This is a genomic window from Undibacterium sp. Ji50W (assembly GCF_049340445.1).
In the GTDB taxonomy this organism is placed as follows: Bacteria; Pseudomonadota; Gammaproteobacteria; order Burkholderiales; family Burkholderiaceae_D; genus Undibacterium.
Map to the genome: position 1 here is coordinate 18,432 of NZ_JBMPOX010000032.1, position 26,420 is coordinate 44,851.

A 26,420-nucleotide genomic window follows, 5' to 3' on the forward strand; every position below is an offset into this window, starting at 1 on the left:
CGGCCATGACAAAAAAGCTGATACGTTTCAATGCCTTCCAGATGAACACGGTTGGGCATCAATCGCCCGGTATGTGGCGCCATCCCAGGGACAATAGTCATCAATATACCAGTGCCGAACACTGGACCGAACTGGCGCGCCTGCTGGAATATGGTTTGTTTGATGCAGTCTTCCTGGCGGATGTACTGGGTGTGTATGACGTGTACGCAGGCGATACCGATGCAGCATTGCGCCATGCCATACAGGTACCGCTGAACGACCCCTTGGCGCTGGTACCCATCATGGCCGCTGTCACCAAGCATCTGGGCTTTGGCGTGACCTGTGTATTGACCTATGAACACCCGTACACCTTTGCCCGCCGCATCTCTACCCTAGACCACCTGACGCAGGGGCGCATAGGCTGGAATATCGTGACGGGTTATCTGGACAGTGCTGCCAGAAATCTGGGCCTGCAACAGCAACTCAGCCATGATGAACGCTATGACCTGGCGGATGAATATATGGAAGTGGTCTACAAGTTGTGGGAAAAAAGTTGGGATGAGCAGGCCGTGGTACGCGATAAAGCGCGTGGCATATATACCGACCCGGCGCATGTGCATGCCATCCATCACCATGGCAAATACTATACGGTGCCCGGCATACATTTGTCTGAGCCTTCACCGCAAAGAACACCATTGCTGTTCCAGGCAGGCAATTCTGCACGCGGCACCGCCTTTGCTGCACAACATGCAGAATGCACCTTCGTCAGCGGGCCCAGCAAGCAAGTGGTCAAACGCTATGTCGATGATACCCGCGCTGCATTGAAGGCTGCGGGGCGGCAGGCTGACGATGTGTATATCTATGCGCAAGCCTTGATTATCACGGCAGAAAACAGCGCTGCTGCACACGCCAAATATCAGGATTACCGCCAATACATCGATATCGATGCGTCACTGGCCCTGCTGTCTGGCTGGACTGGCGTTGATTTTTCCAGACTGCCACTGGATGCAAGCATCGACTACATAGAATCTGAAGCGGGTCGCTCTGCGCTGGCTTCATTCAGTTCTGCCGATCCTGGCAAAAAATGGACCGTGCGCGAAGCCGCAGAATTTATCGCCCTCGGTGGTCGCGGACCAGTATTGGTAGGTGATGCAAAAGAAGTGGCAGATCAACTGGAAGCATGGCTGGATGAAACCGGCATCGATGGTTTCAACCTGACTTTCGCGCTGGCACATGAAACCATCAGGGATGTCGTGCACGTCATCGTGCCGGAACTGCAGCGACGCGGGCGTTATAAGACGCGTTACAGCAGCGGCACTTTGCGTCAGCAATTATTCCAGCGCGGGCCACGTCTGCCAGCAAATCACATAGGCAGAAATACACAGATCAATCCCCCGCTGGCTGATGCTGCCTAGCCTGGCATTGCATCACCACTAAAACACAACACGATCTTCGAGGAAAACCATGAAACGTCGCCATTTTTTACAACTGACATCTGTTGCGGCAACCGCCGGCATCACGGCCCTGCCATCTCTTGCCCGTGCCACATCCACACTCAAGGAATTGCGACTGGACTATGCCTACTATTCCCCCACCAGCCTGGTATTGCGCCGCTTTGGCTGGCTGGAAGAAGAATTCAAGGCTGATGGCACGAATATCAAATGGGTGCTGAGCGCTGGCAGTAATCGCGCCCTCGAATACTTGAATGCAAACAGCCTGGACATAGGGTCAACTGCCGGGCTAGCGGCCTTGCTGGCCAAGGCCAATGGCAACCCTATCAAGACGCCGTATATTTTTTCACGCCCTGAATGGACGGCACTGGTGGTACGCAAGGATTCTGCAATCCGCAGCCTGGCAGATTTGAAAGGAAAAAAAGTCGCGGCCACCAAGGGTACCGATCCGTATCTGTTTTTACTGCGTGCCCTGAAAACCGCAGGCCTGAAACGTACCGACATTGAACACGTCAGCCTGCAACATGCCGATGGTCGCGCTGCACTGGAACAAGGCAAGGTGGATGCCTGGGCTGGCCTCGACCCACACATGGCCGCCAGCGAACTGGAAGCCAATTCACGCCTGATTTATCGTAATGTCGCCTTCAATACCTATGGCTTTTTGAACGTGCGCGAAGACTTCCTGAATAATCACGGCGCAGAAGTGAGCCGTGTGCTGCGCGCTTACGAAAGAGCGCGCGCCTGGGTACGCAACAATCCTTCCGATGCAGCAAAAATTTTATCTGAAGAAGCCAAAGTCAGCTTACCCGTCGCCTTGCTGCAAATCAAATTGCGCAGCGATTTCAGCCATGCCCTGCCATCGGCTGAACATATACAGGCTTTGCAGGTGGCTGCACCGATCTTGCAGGACGAAGGCCTGGTGAAGCCGGGGGTTGATCTGAGCCGCACCATACGCGATCTGATTGATACGCGCTTTGCCCAAGATCTGATCTCGGCTTAAATTCACCAACACACTCGCAATTTAATCATGCCATCGCCCAGCGTCACTCTCATTGCGGATACACCTGCTGATACTGCTACCAGCAAACCACGAGCTGTCACGCCAGCCACATCGGCCACGCTAGGTTTTTTGTTGGGACTGATACTACCATTTGCTTTGATAGTGCTGGCAGAAGTCAGTGTCAGTCGTGGATGGATTGCCGCCAATCTATTGCCTGCTCCCAGTGAAATTTTCACGACCATCCTCCATCTGGGGCAACAAGGCTTGCTCACGCATATAGGCGTCAGTACGCTACGGGTGGCGATAGGTTTTGTTGCAGGTGCCGGTCTGGCGGTAGTGACTGGCTCACTGGTGGGTTTAAGTGCACGTATGGAAGCGCTGCTTGATCCCAGCTTTCAGGCCTTGCGCGCCATTCCCTCGCTGGCATGGGTGCCCCTGCTCTTGCTGTGGCTGGGGATTGATGAAGCGCCCAAACTGGTGCTGATAGGGATAGGCGCATTTTTCCCGGTGTACATGGGTGTGGTTTCGGGCATACGCGGGGTGGACCGGCGCCTGATAGAAGTGGGCAAGCTTTATCACTTGTCAACCGCCGCCATGATCAGACGCATACTGTTGCCAGCAGCCTTGCCAGCCATTATCACCGGCTTGCGCAATGGACTTAGCCTGGCCTGGATGTTCATGGTGGCGGCAGAACTGATTGCCGCCAGTCAGGGTCTGGGCTACCTGTTGACGGATGGCCGCGAAACCAGCCGGGCCGACATCGTACTGGCAGCCATCGCCATCCTCGCCGTGCTGGGCAAATGCAGCGACTGGCTGATGCAAAGGCTGGAATCGCATCTGCTGGCCTGGCGCGATACCTATCAGCCGGGGAAATAAGATGCAGCCGCTATTGAAAGTGCGCATTGACAAGAAAAGCTATGGTACGCGCACCGTACTGAAAAATCTTCAGCTTGGTGTCCGGCAGGGTGACATTGTCAGCCTGATCGGTGCCAGTGGTTGCGGCAAGAGTACGCTGCTATCCATCATTGCAGGTCTCGATACCAGTCATGATGGCTATGTGGAACTCGCAGGCAAGCGCAGCACAGGCGTCAACCCGGATATCGGCTTTATCTTTCAGGAGCCACGCTTGTTCCCGTGGCTGACGGTAGAACAAAATATTGCCTTTAACGCCAGCGACGTTGACCGGGCGCGCGCCAGCGTCGCCAGGCTATTGGCCGAAGTGGGCATGCATGGCTATGAACAGGCTCTGCCCAAGCAGTTATCGGGTGGCCAGGCACAACGCGTGGCAATTGCCCGCGGATTATTTTCCAGCCCCAAACTATTGCTGCTGGATGAGCCTTTTTCTGCCGTGGATGCGTTTACCCGCATGAAATTGCAGGATTTGCTGATCAATATCGCTCAGGAGCATGGCCTGACCATCTTGCTGGTTACCCATGACATCGATGAAGCCCTGTATCTGAGCGACCGCATCGTGTTGATGGACCAGGCTGCGGCAAGCCTGCACCAGGAATTTGAGGTAGTGCTGCAAAGGCCACGCGACCGTGCGGAAACGGCCACATCACAATTGAAAGTAGCTATTCTGGATAGCTTGCATGCAGCGCATGTATTCTAAAAAACATTGCCTGTAGCAATAAAATAGCAATAACACAAATGCGATCCGGCAAAAGTATTTTGCTGCTTTGCAAAGAAAAAGTGCATATTTTTGCAATCCTGCCCATCAATTGGTAGGATTAGTCTTTTACGAACGAATTTGCTGTTCGTTCCTGCATGTGAATGATGTCATGAATACATATTAATACTTTCAGGCAACAATACATGGCTTAATGCATTGACAGCTGTATTCACTTTTTCATGGACTTTATGCAAAACAGTACGACGCGCAAGCCAATTGAGATCAAGATTTCTACTGTTGTTGCTGTTGCAATTCTACTCAATGAATCGTCCTTCCCTGCCGTCGAAGCGGCATTGAAGGAAATGACTGCGGGTTCCCCCGATTTTTTTGATGATGAATTTGCCGTTATCGATGTCGAAGCCATCACCGACCAGGAACTGGACTGGAATGCGCTGATCCCCCTGTTCAAGACACATGGCCTGAACCCGGTCGCCGTCAGGCATGCGCGTGAAGAAGATCATGCCACCATTCGCGCCCATGGTTTGAGCATTGATGTCGTCAGCAAACCAAGGGCAGAACCAGAAATACAGGCCAGCCAGGCGCAGAGTCAGGCACCGGTGCCAGTGGTGCAAGTGGTGCCAGACGCAGCACCAGCTGTCGCCGAGCCGCAAGTCATCATCCGCAATATGCCAGCCATGGTGATTGATACCCCGGTCAGAGCCGGGCAGCGCATCTATGCACGCGGCGCCGACCTGATTATTACTGCTTCAGTCAACAACGGTGCCGAAGTAATTGCCGATGGCAGCATCCACATCTATGCGTCCTTGCGAGGGCGTGCCCTGGCGGGTGCCACCGGCAATACCGAAGCCAGGATTTTTGCCCTGACGATGGAGCCGGAACTGGTTTCCATTGCCGGCATTTACCGTACTTTTGAAAATGGTTTCCCTCCCTTGCAGGCACACCACCCGGCGCAAGTTAAGCTGAGTGGGGACAGTATTGAAGTATCATCAGTGAAATCAGCAGGCTAATCTGCAGGTTAAACTGGAGATTAGCAGCCTCAATTTCGAGTATGTTCGGATAGATTAAAGGAGTTTTTTGTGGCAAGAATCATCGTTGTAACATCCGGCAAGGGCGGCGTGGGCAAAACTACCTCCAGCGCGAGTTTTGCTTCTGGCCTGGCCATGCGTGGTCATAAAACAGCTGTGCTGGATTTTGACGTCGGCCTGCGTAATCTTGACCTGATCATGGGTTGTGAGCGTCGGGTTGTGTATGACCTGGTGAACGTCATCAGTGGCGAAGCAACGCTGAACCAGGCCCTGATCAAGGACAAACACTGCGATAACCTGTTCATCCTGCCCGCTTCGCAAACCCGTGACAAGGATGCGCTGACGGAAGAAGGTGTAGAACGCGTGCTCAATGAGCTGATCAAGATGGATTTTGAATTTATCGTCTGCGATTCGCCTGCCGGTATCGAGCGCGGTGCTGTCATGGCACTGACCTTTGCCGATGAAGCCATCGTGGTGACCAATCCCGAAGTCTCTTCGGTCAGGGATTCTGACCGCATCCTGGGCATCATCCAGGCTAAATCCAAACGTGCACAGGCAGGCGGCGAACCGGTCAAGGAACACCTGCTGATCACCCGTTATTCACCAAAACGGGTGGAAGCAGGCGAAATGCTGTCCCATACCGATGTGCAAGAAATCTTGCGTATCCCCCTGATTGGTGTTATTCCTGAATCCGAAGCCGTCCTGCACGCGTCTAATCAAGGTAATCCTGCCATTCATATGAAGGGCAGTGATGTTTCAGAGGCTTATGAAGACGTGGTTTCCCGCTTTTTAGGCACGGACGTCCCTTTACGTTTCATCAATTATGAAAAACCGGGCCTGCTGCAACGCATTTTCGGAGGCAAATAAATATGGCTCTGCTTTCTTTTTTATTTAATACCAAGCCCAAAACGGCCAATGTAGCGAAAGAACGCCTGCAAATCATCATTGCACGCGAACGCACAGGCCGCGATGGCTATGATTTCTTGCCAGCTTTGCGGGAAGAACTGATCGCTGTGATTTCGAAATACACCAAGGTCAAACCGGAAGACATCAAGGTGTCCCTGGACAAACAGGGCAATCTGGAAGTGCTGGACGTCAACGTGGTGTTACCAGAGCTGGAATTGCGTAGTTAAATGTCGGGCATTTGGCTTTATCCCCCGGCAACACGGTGGGGTAAGCTGGCCTTGCCCTGCGCCTGCACCTATTTGTATCGCCAATTTATTTCTCCCCGGCATGAAAATTCCAGGGAAAACGGCCTAATTTAGTGCAGACCCAACACCTGTAATCGTGAAATATTCACATTTCTTCACAATTACTTATTTTTTCACTTGCTTTCGATATAATGGAAGATATTCCACTTTATTTGCCGGCCATCAACGGTAACACTCCATGAGAATCGCTGTACTTGACGACGACAATAATTTGCTCGAACTGGTCTGCACCATTTTAAATGCTGCGGGGCACACAACCCATCCATTCCTGAGCGGGAAAGAGATGCTGCATCAGTTGCGTCGTGAAAGTTACGACATGCTGATCCTGGACTGGCAGGTACCAGACCTGAGTGGAACCGAGATTTTGCATTGGGTGCGAGAGAAGCTTTCGCCTACCCTGCCGGTACTGTTCATGACCAGCCGCTCCGGCGAAGACGATATCGTCGCCGGTCTGGCTGCGGGTGCCGACGATTACATGATCAAACCCATACGCCGCAGTGAAATGGTGGCACGGGTACAGGCACTGTTGCGCCGCGCCTACCCTACCCAGACGACATCAGAACATTTGCAATTTGGCATCTACAAGTTTGAAACCCGTGCAGGCCGTGTCAGCGTCAGTGATGTCCCCGTAGAAATGACGCAAAAAGAATTCGACCTGGCCCTGTTATTGTTCCGCAATCTTGGTCGCCCACTTTCTCGTGCTTACATACTGGAAGCAGTATGGTCGCGCGATGTCGATATCCCCTCACGTACGATGGATACCCATATTTCCCGGGTACGCAGCAAGCTGGAATTGCGTCCTGAAAACGGGTATCGCCTGGCACCGGTCTACAGCTACGGTTATCGCCTGGAACAAATGACACCAGAATAAACCTTCGGGCCAGTGACACGCCGGCCCGGAATGCATCACCCAACGAGGAGTCCGCATGAGACTAACCCGCCCCCTACTCGTGCGACAAATATCCGTATGTTTCGCTTTCAGCCTGGTCCTGGTCTTCCCCATGTTATCCATGGCAGCCCAGACAACAGGAGCCGGCGGCGAACCAGGCAGTTTTATCAGCACGCCACCAGACATGACCTATTTTGCAGTACAGGGCGATACCCTGTCTGCCATTGCCAAGCGCTATACCGATAAAACAAGAAACTGGACTATCCTCGGCAAACGCAACAAGATTGACAACGACAGAACCATACCCATAGGTACCGCTATCCTGATCCCGCTGGAACTGCTGCCTGAGGAAGACAGTGAAGCAAAAGTCATCGCCATGACTGGCATCCCCAGCTACAAAACCAAAGATGGCAGTAGCGGCAACCTGGCCCTGGGCACAGTCATCAAGGAAGGCACGCAAATCACCACCGACAAAAATGGCTTTCTGACTTTGTCACTGATTGATGAATCGCGTCTTTCCATTCCCTCAAACAGCCAGATCAGTCTGACCAAATTACGCAAGACCAAATACACCGGCAGCCCACGTACCGAAGTTAATTTATTGCTAGGCAAGCTTGAATCGCGTGTGACTTCCCTGGTCAGTAACAAGGGGCGCTTTGAAGTCCGCACCAATCTGGCGGTGGCGGGCGTGCGCGGCACCAATTTCCGCGTTGGTGTGAATGAAGACGGCATTGCCAATGAAGTCTTGTCCGGTGGCGTTGCAGTTGCCAATACCACGGGCACAACAGGCAAGAAACCGGATGAATTATTGCTGACTGCCGGTAAAGGCAACATCATCAGCAGCAGCGGTGTCGGCAAGGCTGTCGATCTGTTGCCCGCCCCTGTGATGAGCGAACTGTATGTGTTGCAGGAACGCCCTACCCTGCAATTCCAGGTAGAGACAAATCCCGATGCAACTGGCTACCGTGTACAGATTGCCAAAGATGCCGAGATTCTGAATGTATTGGCAGAAAATCGCTTCAAGGATAACCGTTTCAAGTTTGACGGTTTCGCGGACGCCAATTATTTTGTGCGTATCACGGCAATCGACAAAGCCGGTCTGGAAGGTTTCCCGCTGGTCAAGGCGGTGACGCTGAAAGCCCGGCCTGAGCCACCTTTTACCGTGCAGCCAAAGAATAAAGTCAGAGCCGAGCGCCTGGACTTTGCCTGGACAGAAGCCAGTGATGCCGTTGCCTATCATCTGCAGGTAGCCAAAGATGCTGAATTCAAAAACCTGCTGATCGAAAAAAATGAGATCAAGGAAGTACAGTTCAGCAGCGACCGGCCAGCCGATGGCAATTACTATTGGCGCATCGCCACCATCACCCAAAAAGAGGGCAAAGCTGATCATGGGCCTTTCAGCGACGTACAAAAGTTTGCGGTCTTGCCTGTCACCAGCCTGGCACCGCCGAGTGAAGGCAATGGCAACCAGTTATCGTTCAACTGGGCATCCGAGCCTGGGCAGAAGTTCCTGATACAGATCAGCACGGATGCCCAGTTCTCCAAGCTGTTCCTGTCCCGCGAACTTGACCAGGCAGAGCTGAAAATTGATCGCCCACAGGCCGGCACCTATTTCATCCGGGTCCGTTCAACCGATCCGGATGGGTATGTCGGCGCCTTCTCGGCAACCCAGAAGATCACCATACAGCAGCGCTGGACCAGCGGTGATGGTTCGCCCATCAACAGCGGTGGGGCGGCGGTTGGGACGAATTTTTAATTCCTTGTTGCAGCCCACTGATAGCGGCATATGACAAACGGCCAGTTCAAGGTAGAACGCATCGCCCTCAGAGAATGGCTGGTTCTCAGTGTGCTGATGCTGTTGCTGACTGCGGGCCTGCTGTTTTACAAGACACTGGAACGCGCCGACCTGGTGTTGTACGACAGACTGATGCAGATCAATACCCGGCCAGCCCGGGACGACATCATCATCGTCGGTATAGACAGTTACAGCCTGAGCGAATTGGGTAAATGGCCCTGGTCCAGATCAAGGCATGCAGAACTGATCAAGAAAATTGACGCCGCCCAGCCATTGGCCATAGGCATGGATTTTGTGTTTACCGAAGCCGAAGACAGTAATCCAGAGCAGACTGTCAATGGTGACCAGGCGTTTGCGAATGCCATCACCCAAAGCGATAAAGTGGTATTGCCGCTGATTTCAGAAAACGCCGGCAAGGGTTTGATGACCGTGCGTCCCATACCCATATTGGCCAGCGCCGCCCGCCAGTTAGCCCATATCAACCTGGAGCTGGATAAGGATGGGGTGGTACGCAGCATCTTCCTGCGCGAAGGCATGAATGGTGAATGGTGGCCGCATTTTGCCCTGGCACTGGCGGACCTGGGCAAGAATATCACCCCCGGTACCGAAACCAACCTGCCTGGCAACAGGCTCGCCGCCTCGCTGCGCAACACCCCGCCTGAGCCTGGCACCTGGCAGCGTGATTACCAGATGCATATCCCCTTTGCCGGTAGCAGCGGGCATTTCCGGACGGTGCCGTATGTGGCGGTACTCAGGGGTGAAGTGTTACCAGCCTTTTTCAAGAACAAGTATGTACTGGTAGGCCCGACCGCCAGTGCCATGGCCGATTCGTTCCCAACCCCGGTGTCTGGCAATGAGGGCATGATTTCGGGAGTAGAGATCAATGCCAATGTCCTCGCCGCCTTGCTGGATAAGCGCAGCATAGTGCCAGCCCCTCTGTTCTATGGCCTGATATTCAACCTGCTGGCGGTGGGTCTGGCGATGTCGGCCTATCAGTTACTGTCACCCAGAAAAGCCTTGCTGGCAACGGCAGCCATCGCTACTTTGGCCATGGCTGGCAGTTGGCTGGCGCTGCGCTACCTGGGTTACTGGGTAGCCCCCACCGCCACCCTGCTGGCCCTGATCATTGCCTACCCGCTATGGAGCTGGCGCCGGCTGGAAGCGGCAATTCGCTTTCTGGGTGAAGAATTCCGGGTACTGGATCAGGAACCACATTTGCTGCCAGAATTTGTCGATCAGGATGAAGTCCAGCCCGCACGCGCACTGACCGATACCCTGGAACAAAGCATCAACGCCATGCGCGAAGCGCTGGACAGGGTCAGGGATTTGCGTCAGTTCGTCAGTGACAGCCTGGTCAGCCTGCCAGATGCCACCCTGGTCACCACCACCGATGGCAATGTGCTGCTATCCAACCAGCCAGCCATCGATTATTTTGCCAGCATAGGCATGGCCAAGGTGAACGATGCACTGGTGCCTTACCTGTTTGCCAAGATGGCACCGCCCGAGCATGCGCAAGAAAGCAGCTTTAGCTGGTGGAACATCCTTGATATCCAGCACACCAAGGCCATGTCGCAAGGTATAGAAGTGCGCGACCCGCAGGACAAGGATATGCTGATCAAGAGCGCGCCCTGTTACAACGGTGACAAACAGTTGGTAGGATGGATCGTCAGCCTGATCGATATCACCAGCGTACGGGCGGCAGAACGCAGCCGTGACGAAACCCTGCACTTTATCTCGCATGACATGCGTGCGCCACAAGCATCTATCCTGGCCTTGCTGGAATTGCAAAAAGACAGTGCGACCGCCCTGCCCACTGAAGAATTTATGTCCAGGATAGAAAAGGCTTCGCGCTCGACGTTGGGGCTGGCTGACAATTTCGTCCAACTGGCGCGTGCAGAATCCCAGAACTACCGCTATGAAGAAGCCGATTTCCAGGACATCCTGCTGGTAGCGACTGAAGAAATGTGGTCTTTGGCCAAAAACAAGAATATCCGCATCACTACCCAGATACAGGAAGAAGAATTCCCGGTACTGGTAGATCGCTCGCTGATGACCCGGGTCCTGACCAATTTATTATCGAATGCCATCAAGTACAGTCCCAGGGATACCACCATCACCTGCTCGCTGACCAGTGAACAGCATCTGGCAGACGCCACCATTATCTGCTCCATCGCGGACCAGGGTTATGGCATTACCCGGGCCGACCAGAACAAGCTGTTCCAGCGCTTCCAGCGATTCAAAACCAATGAACAGCCTAAAAACGATGGCGTGGGTCTGGGCATGGTCTTCGTCAAGGCGGTACTTGACCGTCATCAGGCCCACATAGATTTCACCAGCACACCAAATGAAGGCACGACGTTTCATATCAGAATCCCGGCCGATCTGGATTGAAAGCAAAATCTACCGTGCCGATATAACATGGCAAATTCAACAATAAGTAGTGTGTTGTAAAAATGACATAATTTAACTGTTGTTAGTGTCCTTGATGCACATCAAATAGCCCTGCCCGGGAAAATGCCCTGCCGACGCGCTATAATGGAGGCTTATATCCTCCCTCAGCTTATTGCATGCAACTGTCTGCCGTTGGCCTCAACCACACGACCGCGCCGCTGTCCTTGCGCGAAAAGGTCGCCTTCTCTCCTGAGCAAGTTGCCCAGGCGGTGGTGGCTGCACGTGGCTGGTTTGCCCGGCATGACAATGGTAGCAAGCTGGTGCATGGTAACGAAGCAGCGATTTTATCCACCTGTAACCGTACCGAACTGTATGCTGCCAGCAGCGCTGCCAATCCTGTCGATGCTGCGGCCCACTTTCTGGCAGACTTTCATCGCCTGCCGTATGCGGATTTGCGTCCCCATTTGTATACCCTGCCGCAAGACAATGCGGTAAGACATGCCTTCCGCGTCGCATCCGGCCTGGATTCCATGGTCCTGGGTGAACCGCAAATCCTGGGGCAGATGAAAGATGCGGTCCGCCAGGCAGAAGCCGCCGGTGGCCTGGGTACCTATCTGCACCAGATGTTCCAACGGACCTTCGCGGTCGCCAAGGAAGTCCGCAGTACTACGGAAATTGGTGCCCACAGCGTGTCCATGGCGGCTGCTGCCGTGCGTTTGTCCCAGCGTATTTTCGACAAGATAGCCGACCAGCATGTGCTGTTTATCGGTGCTGGCGAAATGATAGAACTGTGCGCGACCCATTTTGCGGCACAAAACCCAAAATCCCTGACGATCGCCAACCGCACGCTGGAACGCGGCGAAACCCTGGCCCATCGTTTCAATGGCAAGGCCATACGACTGGCTGATTTGCCGCAGCAACTGGCGCAATTTGACATCATCGTATCCTGCACTGCCTCGTCATTGCCGATTATCGGTCTGGGCCTGGTTGAGCGTGTGGTCAAGGCGCGCAAGCATCGCCCCATCTTCATGGTTGACCTGGCCGTACCGCGTGACATCGAAGCCGAAGTAGCCAAGCTGGATGACGTTTTTTTGTACACCGTCGATGATCTGGGCACCGTGGTGCAATCCGGGCTGGAAAATCGCCAGGCTGCCGTTGCGCAAGCCGAGGCCATTATTGAAACCCGCGTCCAGTCTTTCATGCACTGGATCGATGGTCGCGCCGTTGTCCCCGTGATACAAGACCTGCACGAAAGCAGCGAGCAATTGCGCCTGCTGGAACTGGAACGTGCACGCAAGATGCTGGCCCGTGGTGAAGATATCGATACCGTACTGGAAGCCCTGTCAAAAGGCATCACTGCCAAATTTCTGCATGGCCCGCAACAGGCCCTGCACCAAGCCAGCGGCGACGAACGTGCCCGCCTCGCTGCTTTGCTGCCACAACTGTTCCGCACCAAGCGTTAGCGACTGCCTGCGCTCTCTGGCGCGCAGCATTGTTGCGCGCAGCTCCCACCTCCCTGATGGGGCCCCGCCCCATCTCTGTCAATAGCCGATTAAAGTCACCGTATGAAACCATCAATGCTTACCAAGCTGGATCAACTGGCAGAACGCCTGGATGAAGTCAGCCACCTGCTGATGCAGGAAGGGGCCACCAATGATATGGATGCCTATCGCAAGCTCAATCGCGAGCATGCCGAACTTGATCCCCTGGTCGCCCTGTACAGCAACTACAAGCAGGCGCAGGCAGATACCGCCGAAGCGCAAGAGATGCTCAACGACCCTGACATGAAGGCTTTCGCCCAGGATGAAATCGAGGCTGCAAAAAGCACCATGCAGACACTGGAAAGTGATCTGCAAAAAATGCTGCTGCCAAAAGACCCGAATGACGAACGCAATATCCTGATGGAAATCCGCGCTGGCACAGGTGGTGATGAAGCCGCCCTGTTTGCCGGTGACTTGCTGCGCATGTATATGCGTTTTGCCGAACGTAACCGCTGGCAAACCGAAATCATGTCGGAATCGGCTTCTGAACTGGGAGGTTACAAAGAAGTGATTGTGCGGCTGGCTGGTTTGGGCGTGTACTCCAAACTGAAATTTGAATCGGGTGGCCACCGTGTACAACGGGTGCCTGCCACCGAAACCCAGGGCCGTATCCATACCTCGGCCTGTACCGTCGCCGTCATGCCGGAAGCCGACGAACTGGCCGACGTAATCATCAACAATGCCGATTTGCGTATCGACACCTTCCGCGCCAGCGGTGCTGGCGGGCAGCATATCAACAAAACCGATTCTGCCGTGCGCCTGACGCATCTTCCTACTGGCATCGTGGTCGAATGCCAGGATGGCCGCAGCCAGCATCAGAACAAGGCACAAGCCATGCGTGTGCTGGCTACCCGCATCATGGATGGCCAGTTGCGCGAGAAACAGGCCAAGGAAGCAGCAACCCGCAAAAGCCTGATCGGTTCCGGTGACCGCAGCGAGCGCATACGCACTTACAACTACCCGCAGGGACGCATGACGGATCACCGCATCAACCTGACCCTGTACAAACTGGACTTCATCATGGACGGCGACCTGAGCGAACTGACCAATGCACTGGTGGCAGAACACCAGGCAGAATTGCTGGCAGAGTTGGGGGAAGACGGTATTTGATCTGCGCTGCCAATCAACCAGTATTTACAGTTTATTCCCTGGCCCTTCACTTTTTTTATTGCCATAGGGCCTGAAACTGTCAGATACTCGCTAGCAGCCAGGCAAGGTACCAGTCAATTTGGGTGCTTTGCATCAGGGATGCCGAACTAAAATCCATAGTCTGCATCCAACACCCATTCTTTCATTGCGCACACCATGAATCTGTCGAAAAAAATCCTGCTGTCGATTGCCGTCATTTGTATCGCCTTGCTGGGCGCAGCCCTGTATCTGCAAATCGTTGAAAAAATGCTACCTTGCCCGTATTGCATTTTCCAGCGTTATGCCTTTGCCCTGGTCGCCGTCTTTTGCATCGTGGCTGTCGGACTTCAAGGTACCGGACACCGTCTGGCAACCGGTATGGCACTGATCTCTGCCATGGTCGGCCTGGCTGCCGCTGGTAAACATGTCTGGATTATGTCCACCCCATCCATGTCCTGCGGTATAGACCCGCTGGAAACCGGTCTGAACAAGATGCTCATGGCACAGGTCTGGCCTGCCATGTTCAGGGCGGATGGACTATGTGAAACGCCTTACCCACCTACCCTGGGCCTGTCGTTGCCGGCATGGGCAGCGATCTTTTTCGGCGTCTTTATCGTTGCCATTCTGTACGTCCTGATCCGCAATCAAAAAACCCAGCGCGGCATGTTTGGCCCATCACGCTAATGCTGGACTGGCTTTACCCCGGCATGACGATTGCCGCCTGCGAACAAGCCAGCCCGCTGGACCGTATTGATACCCGCGTCCTGCTCATGCATGGCCTGGGTTTATCGCGCACACAACTGATCACGCAATCAGACCAGGTATTAAGCGACGAGCATCTGGCACAGATCAGCAATTTATTCCAGCGTCGCCTGGTTGGCGAGCCGGTCGCTTACATCGTGCAGGAGCGGGAATTTTTTGGCCTGCGCTTTCACGTCACACCCGATGTGCTGATCCCACGGCCAGATACAGAACTGCTGGTGGAACTGGCCATCCAGCATGCGCCGGTCAATTCCAGCTTGCTGGATCTGGGTACTGGTTCTGGTGCGATTGCCGTCTGCGTCGCCCATCAAAGACCAGACCTGGCAGTCACCGCACTAGATATCAGCGCAGCAGCACTGGCCGTGGCGAAAAAAAATGCCCGCCGTCATTTAACGCCAGGCAAATTAGAATTATTGCAAAGCGACTGGTATCAGGCGGTAGCAGGCAGGCAATTCCACACCATCGTCAGCAACCCGCCCTACATCGTCGCTGGCGATAGTCATTTGCAACAAGGCGACTTGCGCTTTGAACCGGCAGATGCACTGACGGACCATGCCGATGGCCTGACTGCCTACCGCCAGTTGATCGGTGCGGCACACCTGCATCTGCAAGCAGACGGCTGGATTTTGCTGGAACACGGTTATGACCAGGCAACAGCAGTACGTGCCATGTTGCTGCAGGCAGGTTTTGAACAGGTACAAAGCTGGCAAGACCTGGCAGGAATAGAGCGGGTATCGGGTGGCAGGCTACCTCTCAAACAAGCGAAGTAAAGCGAAAGCAGACATAAAAAATGGCGCATGAAGCGCCATTTTTTTAGGTAAGAGCTTAGCTTAATTCCTGGATGGGAAAATACCTTCCATCGCAATGATGTAGTTCAAACCCAGGTAGGGTTGCATGACAGAGTTGGTCGATGTCGTGGTGACAGGGAATGCAGTAGCCGTGCCTGAGCCTGTATTTGCATTGGTTACAGTACCAGTTCCTACGATTGCAGTTGTAACACCACCCAAGGCTACCGGTGTAGTTGGAGCTGTACCGGCAGGCAAGAAAATGGCTGCGCCAGCCTGCCCACCAGCTGTATTGGTCAAACCACCATTATTTGCTACGGCAGCAAGGCCACCATTGGTACCAGTGCCTACATTGATCGTTGTATTAGCTGACAAGCCCGTCACATTCAGTGTCGCTGTATGCGTGTGCGCAGGCAGGTTCGCTTCTGTCAAAGTTACACTACCGGTGCCGGTGGCATTCGCAGTGACATTATTCACACCAGCTTTTTCACCTTGTGCAACATTTGAAATACCAGGGCCTTGACCTTGTGAACCAACCGCAACACGACCACGCAAATCTGGAATACCAAAGGTGCTCACTCCATCACCGCCATACATGGTGCCTAGCAAGGCAAACATCGCCGAGTTTTGCGCAATAGAAACTACTTGCCCATTACAAAACAGCCAGCCGCGTGGTGGAAAATTAAAACCAACAGCCAAGATAGTGCCCATAAATGCATCCATTACTTACTCCAATTCAAGTTGTGGTTGATACAGGGATTAAATAATCCGGCATACAGAGATGCCCTGATAAAAGTAAGGACTTTCATCAACTGCTTTAATCAGGAACTTTTCCGGAGGCTATGGCGACGTCAACACCTGACCATCTTAACTTTGCAACAGCCTCGTATACTTGCGAAAAGCAATTTCAAAAAAAGCAAACCAATTCTACAATCCTTATTAGAAAAAATACACCTGCTTTTTTTTAATAAATTGCAAAGCGATTGCAAAATACACATGCGTCATCCTATAGGGAACAAGCCACAGTACAGCGATGACAAGACGACGCAATTTTGCAACAGCCCATCACAAAAAATCATGTTTCAGAGCGTAATTTTTCCAGTTCATCATAGATCTTCTTGCATTGCTTTACTGCATCTCTATTCAATTGCTCCAATTGCTCCCATTGCTCCCATTGTGCCAACTGTCTTTCACCAGCAGGCGGATCGCCTTGATAAGGCATGTGCCTGTGCTTGGAATGCAAAGTGCATCTTGCTTTCAGGCTGGACAATTGTGCCTCATCACAATCCAGCCCAAACAGGGCAAACAATTGATCCCATAGAATCGCCGGCAATTGCGAGTAATTCAACAAATGCAGACGCGATGCCTGGACCTGTTCCAGACCGGCAGCAAATAAGGCTGCCAACACCGCAGCCGCATAGCCATCCATGTCTGCAACAGGCAGATGCTGGCAATGCACTTGCAGCCTGGTGGTATCGAGCAGGCCAGGTATCATTTGTGGACCGCGCTGACGCCGGTGAGAAGCCAGCACCGCCTCCGGTTCACGATACAGAAAGATAAACGGCGTATCAGGAAATGCCTCGCGTATGAATGCCAGCCATGGCATATGCCAGCTATCGAATTTGATAAAAAAATGCGTCTCGGCAACATGCCGTTTTTGGCCCAGCACAGCCACCAGTTGCCGCAGCAAATCAAGGGCACCCGGCATGTCAGGCTGATGATGGTAGTGGCGAAAAAATGCATCCAGCACCGGCGGCTCTGACAGCACGACACACTGCTGCAGCGATGCCAGCATCTGTGTCAGCAAGGTTGAACCGCAACGTGACACATGAAAAATAAACGCCGTCGGCACAATACTTTGCATGCCATGAGACAGCGCATCCAGCCTTGCTAGCGGCGTATGACATACCTGCCTTTCCGCATAGGTTTGTGCGGACAGGCTGTCCTGGAAAAAAGATTCCGTGAATCTTTTTTCGCCCAAATAACGCCACCACAAGCTATTCGTTTCCGCAGCAATCGCTACCGGAAACCAGCCCTGCATGCTGTCGACAGTGGAGGCATCAATCTGCTGACCATGCAGCAACGCGCGTTCTTCGGCAGCAAAGCCTTGCTTCATATTCATTTTTTAAACGCTCATCCACATCAGCCAGCCAACCTGATGACATCGAGTGCATCCGCTAAGCTGATGCCAGCCACTTGATTGCCCGCACGCAGTTGCTCAATCACGGCCAACACATTGCCATCATTGATGGAAGGGTCCGGATATTTTGATGTTGGCCTGGCGACCCAGCCTGCATCCAGGAACACCTCTTCCAGCCAGGCATTGCTGACACAATCCAGCATCAGATGCACCCTGGCTTGCGTACCAGGATTACGCACGGCATGCAGGCAACTGGCATTCAGGTACCAGGTGTCACCAGCCGAAAAATGTACTTCTTCCCCGTCAATGCGAAACAGTACATCGGGCGTGGTGTTAATCGGTATATGCAAACGCGTAATACCGTCTTCCAGTGAGGTAGCGTCGTCCCTGTGTTCCTTGATGACGCCACCAGCTTCCAGCGACATCAGGCGTATCGAGGTTTTTTCGCATTGGAAGACATCAATCACTTCCCGCATATAGGGGCAGCCCAGCAATAACGCGGTGTCCTGAAAGCGCCCTTCGTTGACCGGCATGATGTGATCGATACGGCCATCCACTGCGCGCAAAGGCAGGCACAGCCAATTGTTTTCGTATGCATTGGTATTGAAATGGCTGATCCATTGCGATGCTTGCAACTGATTTAACTCTGCGCGCAAGCGCGTCAGATCAAAAGAAAATGGTAACTTCAAATAACGACTAGGCTGCGACATCAGGCTGCTCCATTTGTCTGCCAGTCGCAGCACCTATGCCAATACCACCACGCCAATGCATTTGCTCGAACAAACCATCACTGCTCTGTACCAAAAAGCCCATTTGCAGATACAACGCCCTTGCCCCTGGGTTGCGCAATTCCACCGCAAGACTGATGCCCAGGTTTTTTTCCAGTGCCTGTTCTTGCATGGCCAACAATACCGATCTGGCGATACCATTGCGCTGCACTTCTGGCGCAATGGCTATATCCACCAGATGCAAGTCGTTTGCACCGACATCAATGATCACGCGCCCCACTGACTTGCCAGCTTGCTCAACAATGTAATGTTGTGCTTCTGGATAATGTTGCCGCACACCAACCATCTGCAAATGTTGTTGCATCTTGATCATTTGTGCAACGACAACGGCATCCATAGGCAATTGTTGCAAATCTTGACGGCGGCTCGCATACAGCACATCCAGGAAAGCCTGATCGTCCTCTCTTTGCAATCGCAATTGACGCTCGCCAGTTAATTTGTACACAAGTACTCCCAAGATGATTAAAATCACATGATTATCATCCTGCCTATGCTTGTGTGTTCTTGCAAGTGAAACTTTAACCACGTAAAACCATGACACTTTCCAAAGAGCAACTCAACGCCTATATTGGTAATATCTTTCGTATAGAAACCTCCATAGGTGACATCGAACTTAAACTGGAAGAAGTCGATGAGCGTTCACGTCGTGGCTTGCCAGACCACTTCCCTACACCTTTATTGCTGATATTTTCCGGTACTGGTACCAAGCTGCTGTCACAAGATAACTACATCGTCCATCACCCCGAGATGGGACAGAATGTATGGTTGATGGCACCCGTGATGCCCGATTACGACAAGGGGCAAGACAAGCAGAAACATGAAGACGGAAGTACATGCTTCTTTTACCAGGCATTTTTCAATTAATTAAAATTTCCACAAGGGAATTAATGCTCAAGTAAATGGCAAGAAACACGTCTTTCTTGCCATTTTCAATTGCTTCAATGTTAGTATTGCAGTTAATCTTTTGATACTTTAACTACGCAAATGTAGTGATAACAGCGAAATCGCTGATATCAAGTTGTTTCAGGCTGATCAAAAAAAAGCAGTTTGCAAATATCACTGACTGAAGTTTCGAAGCAAGTGTTTGAAGTACCAGGCAATCAGATTGCAGTATCTCGGATCGGGCATCAATGACTCCCGATGTTATTCAGGCTTATCGTTGGTGGTCGGATGCGTGATCAGGAACAAATAAAGACTCTCTCCAATACATGCGAAGGTGAAGCAAAAACCTGGTGGTTAAGTGGCCTGCCTGGCGCGGGTAAAACCACCCTGGCCCAAAACCTGGCAGATCGCCTGCGTGCGCATGCCCTGCCGGTTTGTGTTCTGGATGGCGATGAATTGCGCAAGGGTCTGTCACGTGATCTGGGGTTTAGCCCTGCTGATCGCGAAGAGCAAGGTCGCCGTACGGCAGAAATGGCCAGACTGCTCAACAGCAATGGCATTCATGCGATAGTTGCACTGGTATCCCCTACCATCAGCGGCAGGGCATTGGCCAGAGACATCGTGGGCACACAGCGCTTCATTGAAACCTATGTCGCTACGCCTTTGCACATCTGCCAGCAACGCGATCCCAAAGGCTGGTATGCCAGGGCAAAAAACGACCCAGCATTGCAATTGACTGGCGTTTCTGCACCTTACGAAGCACCTGTTTCGCCAGACTGCGTCATTGATACCAGTCAGACAGCGTTGTCTGATGCGATCGATCAACTTTTCTCTTACGCTAAAGAATTCAGTACTTTATGACAGCTGCAAAATACCATTTCATTTCTGGCTTGCCACGCTCGGGCTCGACCTTGCTGGCAGCACTGTTGCTACAAAATCCACGCTTCCATGCTGGTATGACCAGCCCGGTTGGCAGCCTGTTTCGTGGCATGTTGAATCAATTGGGTGCTGGCAGTGAATTTGGAACCGTGGTCAGCAAAGAACAAAGACGTCGGCTGACGCGCGGCATCTTTGATTCCTATTATGCAGACCAGACGGGCAAGGAAGTCATCTTCGACACCAATCGCATGTGGAGTGCCCATATGCCGGTATTGATGGATCAGTTTCCTGACTCCAAGGTGATTGCCTGTGTGCGTAATGTGGCCTGGATCATGGATAGTCTGGAGCGTCGTTACCGCGCCAATCCCTATGAAATTACCCGCCTGTTTAATGACGACGTGGAACGCAATACCGTGTACAGTCGGGTAGAAACCCTGGCCCAGGCAAACCGCCTGGTCGGCTATCCATGGACTGCACTCAAGGAGGCGTTTTACGGTGAACATGCGAACTCTTTGCTTATCGTTGACTATGACTTCCTGGCGCAGGTGCCGGCAAAGGTGATGCCTCTGATTTATCAATTCCTGGGTGAACCTGAATTTGAGCATGACTACCGCAATGTCAGCTATGACGCGCCGGAATTTGATGCGCCACTTGGTATGCATGGACTGCACAAGGTACGTCAATACGTCAGTTTTGAAAAACGCAAAACCATTTTGCCGCCGGATCTGTTTGAAAAATTTGCCTCCTTGTCGTTTTGGAATGACACCAGCAATAGCCGCAGCAATGTCATCACGGAAAAAACACCGGCCAATGTGGAGACATAAATCCATGAACACAGCATGTCGTCCCTGTCAGCAAATCAGAACGCGCTCTTACGATCTGCTTACACTGTAGAAATATACTGTTTTACTTTTTTGCATTTCGTCCGTAATTTGTACATGAAGTTAACGTCCACACTTTAGCCAGGCCCGATGATGATAAATACGCCCAATTCCCTTCGCCCACAAGACAATCTGTCTGAACACGATAATGCACCTGTTCAGGCCCATGACATTCAGGTAGAGGCGGCCCCCTTGGCACCGCCAGCCCTGACTGCGCCTGCGCCGGCAACTATGACGGCCACCATGATGGCAACACCAGCGGCACCTGCCCCGGTTGCCAGTGCAAGCAATCCCATTGCCCATGATGTCGTATTTGTTGATAGCCGGGTAACGGATAGCGCAAGTTTGCTGAAGGGCCTGGCTCCGAACGCAGAAGTCGTTTTCCTGGATAAAACTGCTGATGGTCTGCAACAAATGGCCGACTACCTGGCTGGACACCAGGTCAATTCTGTGCAAATCGTCGCGCATGGCTTTGAGGGCCAGCTCTGGTTAGGCAAAACTTTCCTTGATAACACTACCCTCAATACCCATAGCGAGGCCTTGGCCAACATTGGTAAGGCGCTGGTACCTGGTGGCGACATCCTGGTGTATTCATGCAACCTGGCAGCGGGCGATGACGGCGCAAGTTTCGTCTCCAGTCTGGCGACATTGACCGGTGCGGATGTGGCGGCTTCCAGCAACCGTACTGGCGCAGGTGGTGACTGGGATTTGGAAGTTACTACCGGCAAGATTGAAGCAACATCGGCTTTATCCAAGGATGCAGAAAATCACTACGACCATTCGTTGGCGACAGTGACGTTTACCAATGGCAATGACACGGGCGCCGGTTCCCTGCGCAATGCCATTGCTGCTGCCGGTGCTGGCGATACCGTCACCTCGAATGCCAGCCGGACAGTCACACTGACTTCTGGTCAGTTAACTATCAGTCAAAACCTGACTATAAATGGTGATTTGGACAGTAACGGAACGCCCGATGTTATTGTTGATGCAAATTACAACAGCCGCGTCCTCACTATTACAACCGGAAATGTAACCCTGAATGGTCTTGTGTTAGAACATGGCCTGGTTTCCGGTAATGGCGGTGCATACAACAGCCTGAATGGTCAAGATGCTCTGGGTGCCGGTTTGAATATCACCGGCGGCACAGTCACGATCAAAAATTCCACTATTACTGCCAACGTTGCTGCAGGCGGTGGGGGTAATGGCGGCGGCATCGGCTATGGCTATGGTGGTGGTGGTGGTGGTGGTTTCAGTAGCAAAGGCGGAGGCAATGGCGGCGCATACAACGGTGGTACACCTGGCACTGCGGGCAGTGCAGGTACAGGGGGTACTGGAGGCAGCGGCGGTGCAGTTAATCAAGCAGGTAAAGGCGGAAGTACCACTGCTGGTGCAGGTGGAACGGCGACAGGTGGACTCGCTGCTGGTGGGAACGGTGGACGTGCCGGTAGTGTAGCCACTGGCTACATTGGTGGTGGTGGTGCAGGGGCTGGTGCTTCGCAAGCAGGTACAGTGGGTCTGGGTGGTAATGCTGCGGGTGGCATCTATATTGCCAACGGTGCGACAGTTTATATGTCATCAAGCTCTGTCACAAATAATCTGGGTGCAGGCGGTGGCGGCGCAGGCAGCAGTAACACTGTCCCCGGAGCTAACGGCGGTATAGGTATTGGCGGCATTTTGAACAAAGGTGCGCTCCACTATACCAATGCTTCAGTAACTACTTCGAACAACTACGGATCAGGCGGCGCCGGAGGCGGCACCCAAAATGGTCAAAGTGCAGGTACTAGCGGTAGTGGTGGCAATGCCGGCACTGAAAGTTTTATCACTACGGGAACTGGCACCGCCGACCCCGCGTGGGGTCCAACAGTAACGAGTGCCACTTATGACGCCAGTACAGGTATCTTGCTAGTGACTGGTGCCAACATGACCAATGGCGGCACGATTGATGTCACCAAACTCACATTAACAGGACAGGGGGGCTCCTATACACTGACTGGGGCGACCAGTAATCCCACTACCAGCGGTGCCACGTCTTTCTCGGTGACGCTGGATGCTGCTACCGACAGGATCGCTGTTAACGGGATACTGAACAAAAACGGAACTTCCGCGTTTGATACGACAACGTTTAATCTCGCAGCGGCAACGAACTGGGATGTGACAGCAGCCGCATCTGCCGATTTGACAGGCAATGCCGTCACTGTCTCGAACGTCACAGCGCCAACGATCACCTCAGCGACCTATAATGTCACCAGCCACGTACTGACCGTCACTGGTACCAATCTGGTCCGGACTATCGGTGCCACCAACGATATCACTGTCAGCAAGCTGACAATTACTGGTGAAGGTGGCGCAACACAAACTCTTTCAGTTGCGCAGACTGGCAATGTAGAAATCAACAGCGCCACCAGTTTCAGCATCACCATAGGCGGTACGGATGTTGCCCTTGTTGAAGCCCTGTTCAACAAGAACGGCACGACTTCCACCGGTGGCACGACTTACAACCTGGCCGCAGCCGATACCTGGGATAGTCCTGTCACTGGCAGTAATAACCAGGATTTGACCGGTAACGGTATTACTGTCAGCAATGTCCCCGTACCTACGATTACTTCAGCAACTTACAACTCCACCTCTGGCGTACTGGTTGTCACTGGCACCGGATTGAGTGCACTGACTGGTGCCACCAATGATATCGTCGCCAATAAATTTACCCTGACAGGTGAAGGTGGTGCGACCTATACACTGACAAACACCGCGAATGTTGAGATAGCGTCCAGTACCAGCTTCACCCTGACCTTAAGCGCAACAGACAAATCCGGCATCAATCAGATCATCAACAAGAACGGTACCAGTTCCACCAGTGGCACTACTTATAACCTCGCCGCTGCAGAAGACTGGGCCGCCGGTGCTGATGCCGCCGTCGTCATTGCCGACCTGACTGGCAACGGCATCACCGCATCCAATGTTGCGGTGCCTGCGATTACTTCGGCCACCTATGATGCTGCCACAGGCAATCTGGTTATCACTGGTACAGGATTTACGCATCTGACAGGTGCGACCAATGACATTGTCGCCAACAAGTTCACCATCAAAGGCCAGGCCAACGGTACTTATACCCTGACTGATACCGCGAACGTAGAAATTACGTCGGACACCAGCTTCACCCTGATCCTGTCAACAACTGACAAAGCCGGTGTCAGGACGCTACTCAATAATAATGGCACCTCTTCTGGCGACAGCACCACCTATAACCTGGCTGCCGCTGAGGACTGGACTGCTGGCGCAGACGCTGCTGTCGTCGTTGCCGACCTGACAGGTAACGGGATTACTGCTTCAAATGTTGTGATACCAACGATTACCTCGGCCACGTATGATGCCAGTGCCGGAACCTTGCTGGTGACTGGCACAGGCATGGTCACTGGCGACGCCATCGTTGCAGCCAATTTGACACTAACGGGTCAAAGCGGCGGCACCTATGCACTCACCAGCGGCAATACCACCGCCACCAGTGCTACCAGCTTTACAATCACTTTGAGTGCGGCTGACAAACTGGTGATCAATGGTTTGTTGAATAATAATGGAACCAATGCGGTCAGTGGCACTACATTCAATCTGGCTGGTGCCCTGAACTGGGATAGCGCGGCTAGTGCAGCAGCAGACGCTACCAATGGTGTGACCGTTTCCAACGTCACAGCACCAACGATTACCTCGGCTGCCTATGACGCTGCAACAGGTATCTTGACTGTCACAGGCACAGGCCTGGTCAGTGTCATAGGCGCGACCAATGATATTACAGTGAATAAATTGCGCATCGTTGGCGAAGGGGGAACAGGACGCACACTTGTCATTTCCAGCAATGTTGAGATTACAGATGGCACCACTTTTTCCGTTCAGTTAAGTGGCAATGACAGGATTATTGTTGATAGTTTTCTCAATAAAAACGGCGCAACGTCGACCAGCGGATCAACATATAATGTGGTCGCATTTGACGACTGGAACAGCACAATTACGAATGGCGATATTTCTGACGCCACCAACCCGCTGACTGTGTCAAATGTACCTGTACCAACCATTACTTCTGCCACCTATGATGCCACTACCGGAACTCTGCTTGTCACCGGTACAGGTTTCCTGCAGCTTACTGGTGCAAACAACGATATTGTCGCTAATAAATTCACGCTGACTGGTGAGGGTGGCAGCACTTATACCCTGACCAACACCAGCAATGTCGATATCGCCACCACCAGTAATACACAATTTACCCTCGTCCTGAGTGCCACCGACAAATCCGGCATCAATCAGATCATCAACAAGAACGGTACCAGTTCCACCAGTGGCACTACTTATAACCTCGCCGCTGCAGAAGACTGGACAGCAGGTGCTGATGCTGCTGTCGTCGTTGCTGATCTGGCTGGCAACGGTATCACCGCATCCAATGTTGCGGTGCCTGCGATTACTTCGGCCACCTATGATGCTGCTACGGGCAATCTGGTTATCACTGGTACAGGATTTACGCATCTGACAGGTACGACCAATGACATCGTCGCCAACAAGTTCACCATCAAAGGCCAGGCCAACGGTACTTATACCCTGACTGATACCGCGAACGTAGAAATTACGTCGGACACCAGCTTCACCCTGGTCTTGTCCACCACCGACAAGGCAGGTGTGAGAACCCTGCTCAATGCCAATGGCACCTCTTCTGGCGACAGCACCACCTATAACCTGGCTGCCGCTGAGGACTGGACTGCTGGCGCAGACGCTGCTGTCGTCGTTGCCGACCTGACAGGTAACGGGATTACTGTTTCAAATGTTGTGATACCAACGATTACCTCGGCCACTTATGATGCCAGTGCCGGAACCTTGCTGGTGACTGGCACAGGCATGGTCACCGGCGACGCCATCGTTGCAGCCAATTTGACACTGACGGGTGACAGCGGCGGCACCTATGCACTCACCAGCGGCAACACCACCGCCACCAGCGCTACCAGCTTTACAATCACTTTGAGTGCGGCTGACAAACTGGTGATCAATGGTTTATTGAATAATAATGGAACCAATGCGGTCAGTGGCACTACATTCAATCTGGCTGGTGCCCTGAACTGGGATAGCACGGTTGGTGCAGCAGCAGACGCTACCAATGCTGTGACAGTCTCCAACGTCACAGCACCAACGATTACATCTGCGACTTACGACGGTACAACCCACATCTTCGCCGTCACTGGCACCAATCTGGTTAAAACTATCGGTGCGACAAACGATGTCA

Annotated in this window: 22 protein-coding genes; 18 read left to right on the forward strand and 4 right to left on the reverse strand. The window is 52.8% G+C overall.

The genetic code is table 11. The features are described 5' to 3' along the window. Positions 1 to 5: 5 nt before the first annotated feature. The 14 genes from ACO0K9_RS26675 to prmC all read left to right on the forward strand — a co-directional run bounded on the left by ACO0K9_RS26675 (position 6) and on the right by prmC (position 15,575). Positions 6 to 1,394: an LLM class flavin-dependent oxidoreductase gene (locus ACO0K9_RS26675; protein WP_422990194.1), complete on the forward strand. Its 1,389-nt coding sequence runs from the start codon at positions 6 to 8 to the stop codon at positions 1,392 to 1,394. Positions 1,395 to 1,443: 49 nt separating this feature from the next. Beyond that, positions 1,444 to 2,430: an aliphatic sulfonate ABC transporter substrate-binding protein gene (locus tag ACO0K9_RS26680; RefSeq protein WP_422990196.1), complete on the forward strand. Its 987-nt coding sequence runs from the start codon at positions 1,444 to 1,446 to the stop codon at positions 2,428 to 2,430. 27 nt (positions 2,431 to 2,457) lie between these two features. Further along, complete coding sequence (locus tag ACO0K9_RS26685; protein ID WP_422990198.1) at positions 2,458 to 3,306, forward strand: ABC transporter permease; 849 nt, start codon at positions 2,458 to 2,460, stop codon at positions 3,304 to 3,306. Between the two features lies 1 nt (position 3,307). Then, positions 3,308 to 4,042, forward strand: a complete 735-nt coding sequence (locus ACO0K9_RS26690) for an ABC transporter ATP-binding protein (protein WP_422990200.1) — start codon at positions 3,308 to 3,310, stop codon at positions 4,040 to 4,042. Positions 4,043 to 4,290: 248 nt separating this feature from the next. Next, the gene (gene minC / locus ACO0K9_RS26695; protein ID WP_422990202.1) at positions 4,291 to 5,070 is read left to right on the forward strand and encodes a septum site-determining protein MinC; all 780 of its coding nucleotides are present in this window, start codon (positions 4,291 to 4,293) and stop codon (positions 5,068 to 5,070) included. A gap of 69 nt (positions 5,071 to 5,139) precedes the next feature. Further along, complete coding sequence (gene minD / locus ACO0K9_RS26700; protein WP_422990204.1) at positions 5,140 to 5,955, forward strand: septum site-determining protein MinD; 816 nt, start codon at positions 5,140 to 5,142, stop codon at positions 5,953 to 5,955. Between the two features lie 2 nt (positions 5,956 to 5,957). After that, positions 5,958 to 6,221 (forward strand): cell division topological specificity factor MinE, encoded by a 264-nt coding sequence (minE, locus tag ACO0K9_RS26705; protein WP_422990206.1) that lies wholly within the window; start codon positions 5,958 to 5,960, stop codon positions 6,219 to 6,221. 256 nt (positions 6,222 to 6,477) lie between these two features. Further along, complete coding sequence (locus tag ACO0K9_RS26710; RefSeq protein WP_422990208.1) at positions 6,478 to 7,170, forward strand: response regulator transcription factor; 693 nt, start codon at positions 6,478 to 6,480, stop codon at positions 7,168 to 7,170. A gap of 55 nt (positions 7,171 to 7,225) precedes the next feature. Next, positions 7,226 to 8,944: a FecR domain-containing protein gene (locus ACO0K9_RS26715; protein WP_422990210.1), complete on the forward strand. Its 1,719-nt coding sequence runs from the start codon at positions 7,226 to 7,228 to the stop codon at positions 8,942 to 8,944. 30 nt (positions 8,945 to 8,974) lie between these two features. After that, positions 8,975 to 11,374, forward strand: coding sequence for a CHASE2 domain-containing protein (locus ACO0K9_RS26720; protein WP_422990212.1), 2,400 nt, complete (start codon positions 8,975 to 8,977; stop codon positions 11,372 to 11,374). A gap of 176 nt (positions 11,375 to 11,550) precedes the next feature. Then, entirely contained in the window at positions 11,551 to 12,837 is a 1,287-nt protein-coding gene (hemA, locus tag ACO0K9_RS26725) for a glutamyl-tRNA reductase (protein ID WP_422990214.1), read from the forward strand. A 102-nt stretch (positions 12,838 to 12,939) separates the two neighbouring features. Beyond that, the gene (prfA, locus tag ACO0K9_RS26730) at positions 12,940 to 14,025 is read left to right on the forward strand and encodes a peptide chain release factor 1 (protein ID WP_422990216.1); all 1,086 of its coding nucleotides are present in this window, start codon (positions 12,940 to 12,942) and stop codon (positions 14,023 to 14,025) included. A 195-nt stretch (positions 14,026 to 14,220) separates the two neighbouring features. Continuing rightward, a complete protein-coding gene (locus tag ACO0K9_RS26735) occupies positions 14,221 to 14,727 on the forward strand; it encodes a disulfide bond formation protein B (RefSeq protein ID WP_422990218.1) in 507 nt (168 codons plus the stop codon). Beyond that, positions 14,727 to 15,575 (forward strand): peptide chain release factor N(5)-glutamine methyltransferase, encoded by an 849-nt coding sequence (gene prmC / locus ACO0K9_RS26740; protein ID WP_422990220.1) that lies wholly within the window; start codon positions 14,727 to 14,729, stop codon positions 15,573 to 15,575. Before ACO0K9_RS26735 ends, prmC begins: the two co-directional genes overlap by 1 nt. A gap of 60 nt (positions 15,576 to 15,635) precedes the next feature. Here the strand turns inward: prmC and ACO0K9_RS26745 are convergent, their stop codons facing one another. The 4 genes from ACO0K9_RS26745 to ACO0K9_RS26760 form a co-directional block, all read right to left on the reverse strand. Continuing rightward, a complete protein-coding gene (locus tag ACO0K9_RS26745) occupies positions 15,636 to 16,313 on the reverse strand; it encodes a phage tail protein (protein ID WP_422990222.1) in 678 nt (225 codons plus the stop codon). A 352-nt stretch (positions 16,314 to 16,665) separates the two neighbouring features. Next, positions 16,666 to 17,712: a sulfotransferase gene (locus ACO0K9_RS26750; RefSeq protein WP_422990224.1), complete on the reverse strand. Its 1,047-nt coding sequence runs from the start codon at positions 17,710 to 17,712 to the stop codon at positions 16,666 to 16,668. A 20-nt stretch (positions 17,713 to 17,732) separates the two neighbouring features. Beyond that, positions 17,733 to 18,440, reverse strand: coding sequence for an aspartyl/asparaginyl beta-hydroxylase domain-containing protein (locus tag ACO0K9_RS26755; RefSeq protein ID WP_422990226.1), 708 nt, complete (start codon positions 18,438 to 18,440; stop codon positions 17,733 to 17,735). Then, positions 18,427 to 18,963 carry a GNAT family N-acetyltransferase gene (locus ACO0K9_RS26760; protein ID WP_422990228.1) on the reverse strand — a complete coding sequence of 179 codons (537 nt, stop codon included), beginning with the start codon at positions 18,961 to 18,963 and terminating at the stop codon, positions 18,427 to 18,429. Before ACO0K9_RS26760 ends, ACO0K9_RS26755 begins: the two co-directional genes overlap by 14 nt. 89 nt (positions 18,964 to 19,052) lie before the next feature. On the opposite strand from ACO0K9_RS26760, the gene ACO0K9_RS26765 reads away from it, so the two are divergent. The 4 genes from ACO0K9_RS26765 to ACO0K9_RS26780 all read left to right on the forward strand — a co-directional run. After that, positions 19,053 to 19,382 (forward strand): DUF6916 family protein, encoded by a 330-nt coding sequence (locus ACO0K9_RS26765; RefSeq protein WP_422990230.1) that lies wholly within the window; start codon positions 19,053 to 19,055, stop codon positions 19,380 to 19,382. A 276-nt stretch (positions 19,383 to 19,658) separates the two neighbouring features. Continuing rightward, positions 19,659 to 20,261, forward strand: a complete 603-nt coding sequence (cysC, locus tag ACO0K9_RS26770) for an adenylyl-sulfate kinase (protein WP_422990232.1) — start codon at positions 19,659 to 19,661, stop codon at positions 20,259 to 20,261. Next, complete coding sequence (locus ACO0K9_RS26775) at positions 20,258 to 21,103, forward strand: sulfotransferase (protein WP_422990234.1); 846 nt, start codon at positions 20,258 to 20,260, stop codon at positions 21,101 to 21,103. Before cysC ends, ACO0K9_RS26775 begins: the two co-directional genes overlap by 4 nt. A gap of 150 nt (positions 21,104 to 21,253) precedes the next feature. Beyond that, on the forward strand, positions 21,254 to 26,420 hold a 5,167-nt coding region (locus ACO0K9_RS26780; protein ID WP_422990236.1), incomplete at its 3' end, for a DUF4347 domain-containing protein.

What these genes read in the sequence shown, in the direction of transcription:
- ACO0K9_RS26675 (WP_422990194.1), top strand. Translation starts at nt 6, where the DNA reads ATGACAAAAAAGCTGATACGTTTCAATGCCTTCCAGATGAACACGGTT.
- ACO0K9_RS26680 (WP_422990196.1), top strand. Translation starts at nt 1,444, where the DNA reads ATGAAACGTCGCCATTTTTTACAACTGACATCTGTTGCGGCAACCGCC.
- ACO0K9_RS26685 (WP_422990198.1), top strand. Translation starts at nt 2,458, where the DNA reads ATGCCATCGCCCAGCGTCACTCTCATTGCGGATACACCTGCTGATACT.
- ACO0K9_RS26690 (WP_422990200.1), top strand. Translation starts at nt 3,308, where the DNA reads ATGCAGCCGCTATTGAAAGTGCGCATTGACAAGAAAAGCTATGGTACG.
- minC (WP_422990202.1), top strand. Translation starts at nt 4,291, where the DNA reads ATGCAAAACAGTACGACGCGCAAGCCAATTGAGATCAAGATTTCTACT.
- minE (WP_422990206.1), top strand. Translation starts at nt 5,958, where the DNA reads ATGGCTCTGCTTTCTTTTTTATTTAATACCAAGCCCAAAACGGCCAAT.
- ACO0K9_RS26710 (WP_422990208.1), top strand. Translation starts at nt 6,478, where the DNA reads ATGAGAATCGCTGTACTTGACGACGACAATAATTTGCTCGAACTGGTC.
- ACO0K9_RS26715 (WP_422990210.1), top strand. Translation starts at nt 7,226, where the DNA reads ATGAGACTAACCCGCCCCCTACTCGTGCGACAAATATCCGTATGTTTC.
- ACO0K9_RS26720 (WP_422990212.1), top strand. Translation starts at nt 8,975, where the DNA reads ATGACAAACGGCCAGTTCAAGGTAGAACGCATCGCCCTCAGAGAATGG.
- hemA (WP_422990214.1), top strand. Translation starts at nt 11,551, where the DNA reads ATGCAACTGTCTGCCGTTGGCCTCAACCACACGACCGCGCCGCTGTCC.
- prfA (WP_422990216.1), top strand. Translation starts at nt 12,940, where the DNA reads ATGAAACCATCAATGCTTACCAAGCTGGATCAACTGGCAGAACGCCTG.
- ACO0K9_RS26735 (WP_422990218.1), top strand. Translation starts at nt 14,221, where the DNA reads ATGAATCTGTCGAAAAAAATCCTGCTGTCGATTGCCGTCATTTGTATC.
- prmC (WP_422990220.1), top strand. Translation starts at nt 14,727, where the DNA reads ATGCTGGACTGGCTTTACCCCGGCATGACGATTGCCGCCTGCGAACAA.
- ACO0K9_RS26745 (WP_422990222.1), bottom strand. Translation starts at nt 16,313, where the DNA reads ATGGATGCATTTATGGGCACTATCTTGGCTGTTGGTTTTAATTTTCCA.
- ACO0K9_RS26750 (WP_422990224.1), bottom strand. Translation starts at nt 17,712, where the DNA reads ATGAATATGAAGCAAGGCTTTGCTGCCGAAGAACGCGCGTTGCTGCAT.
- ACO0K9_RS26755 (WP_422990226.1), bottom strand. Translation starts at nt 18,440, where the DNA reads ATGTCGCAGCCTAGTCGTTATTTGAAGTTACCATTTTCTTTTGATCTG.
- ACO0K9_RS26765 (WP_422990230.1), top strand. Translation starts at nt 19,053, where the DNA reads ATGACACTTTCCAAAGAGCAACTCAACGCCTATATTGGTAATATCTTT.
- cysC (WP_422990232.1), top strand. Translation starts at nt 19,659, where the DNA reads ATGTTATTCAGGCTTATCGTTGGTGGTCGGATGCGTGATCAGGAACAA.
- ACO0K9_RS26775 (WP_422990234.1), top strand. Translation starts at nt 20,258, where the DNA reads ATGACAGCTGCAAAATACCATTTCATTTCTGGCTTGCCACGCTCGGGC.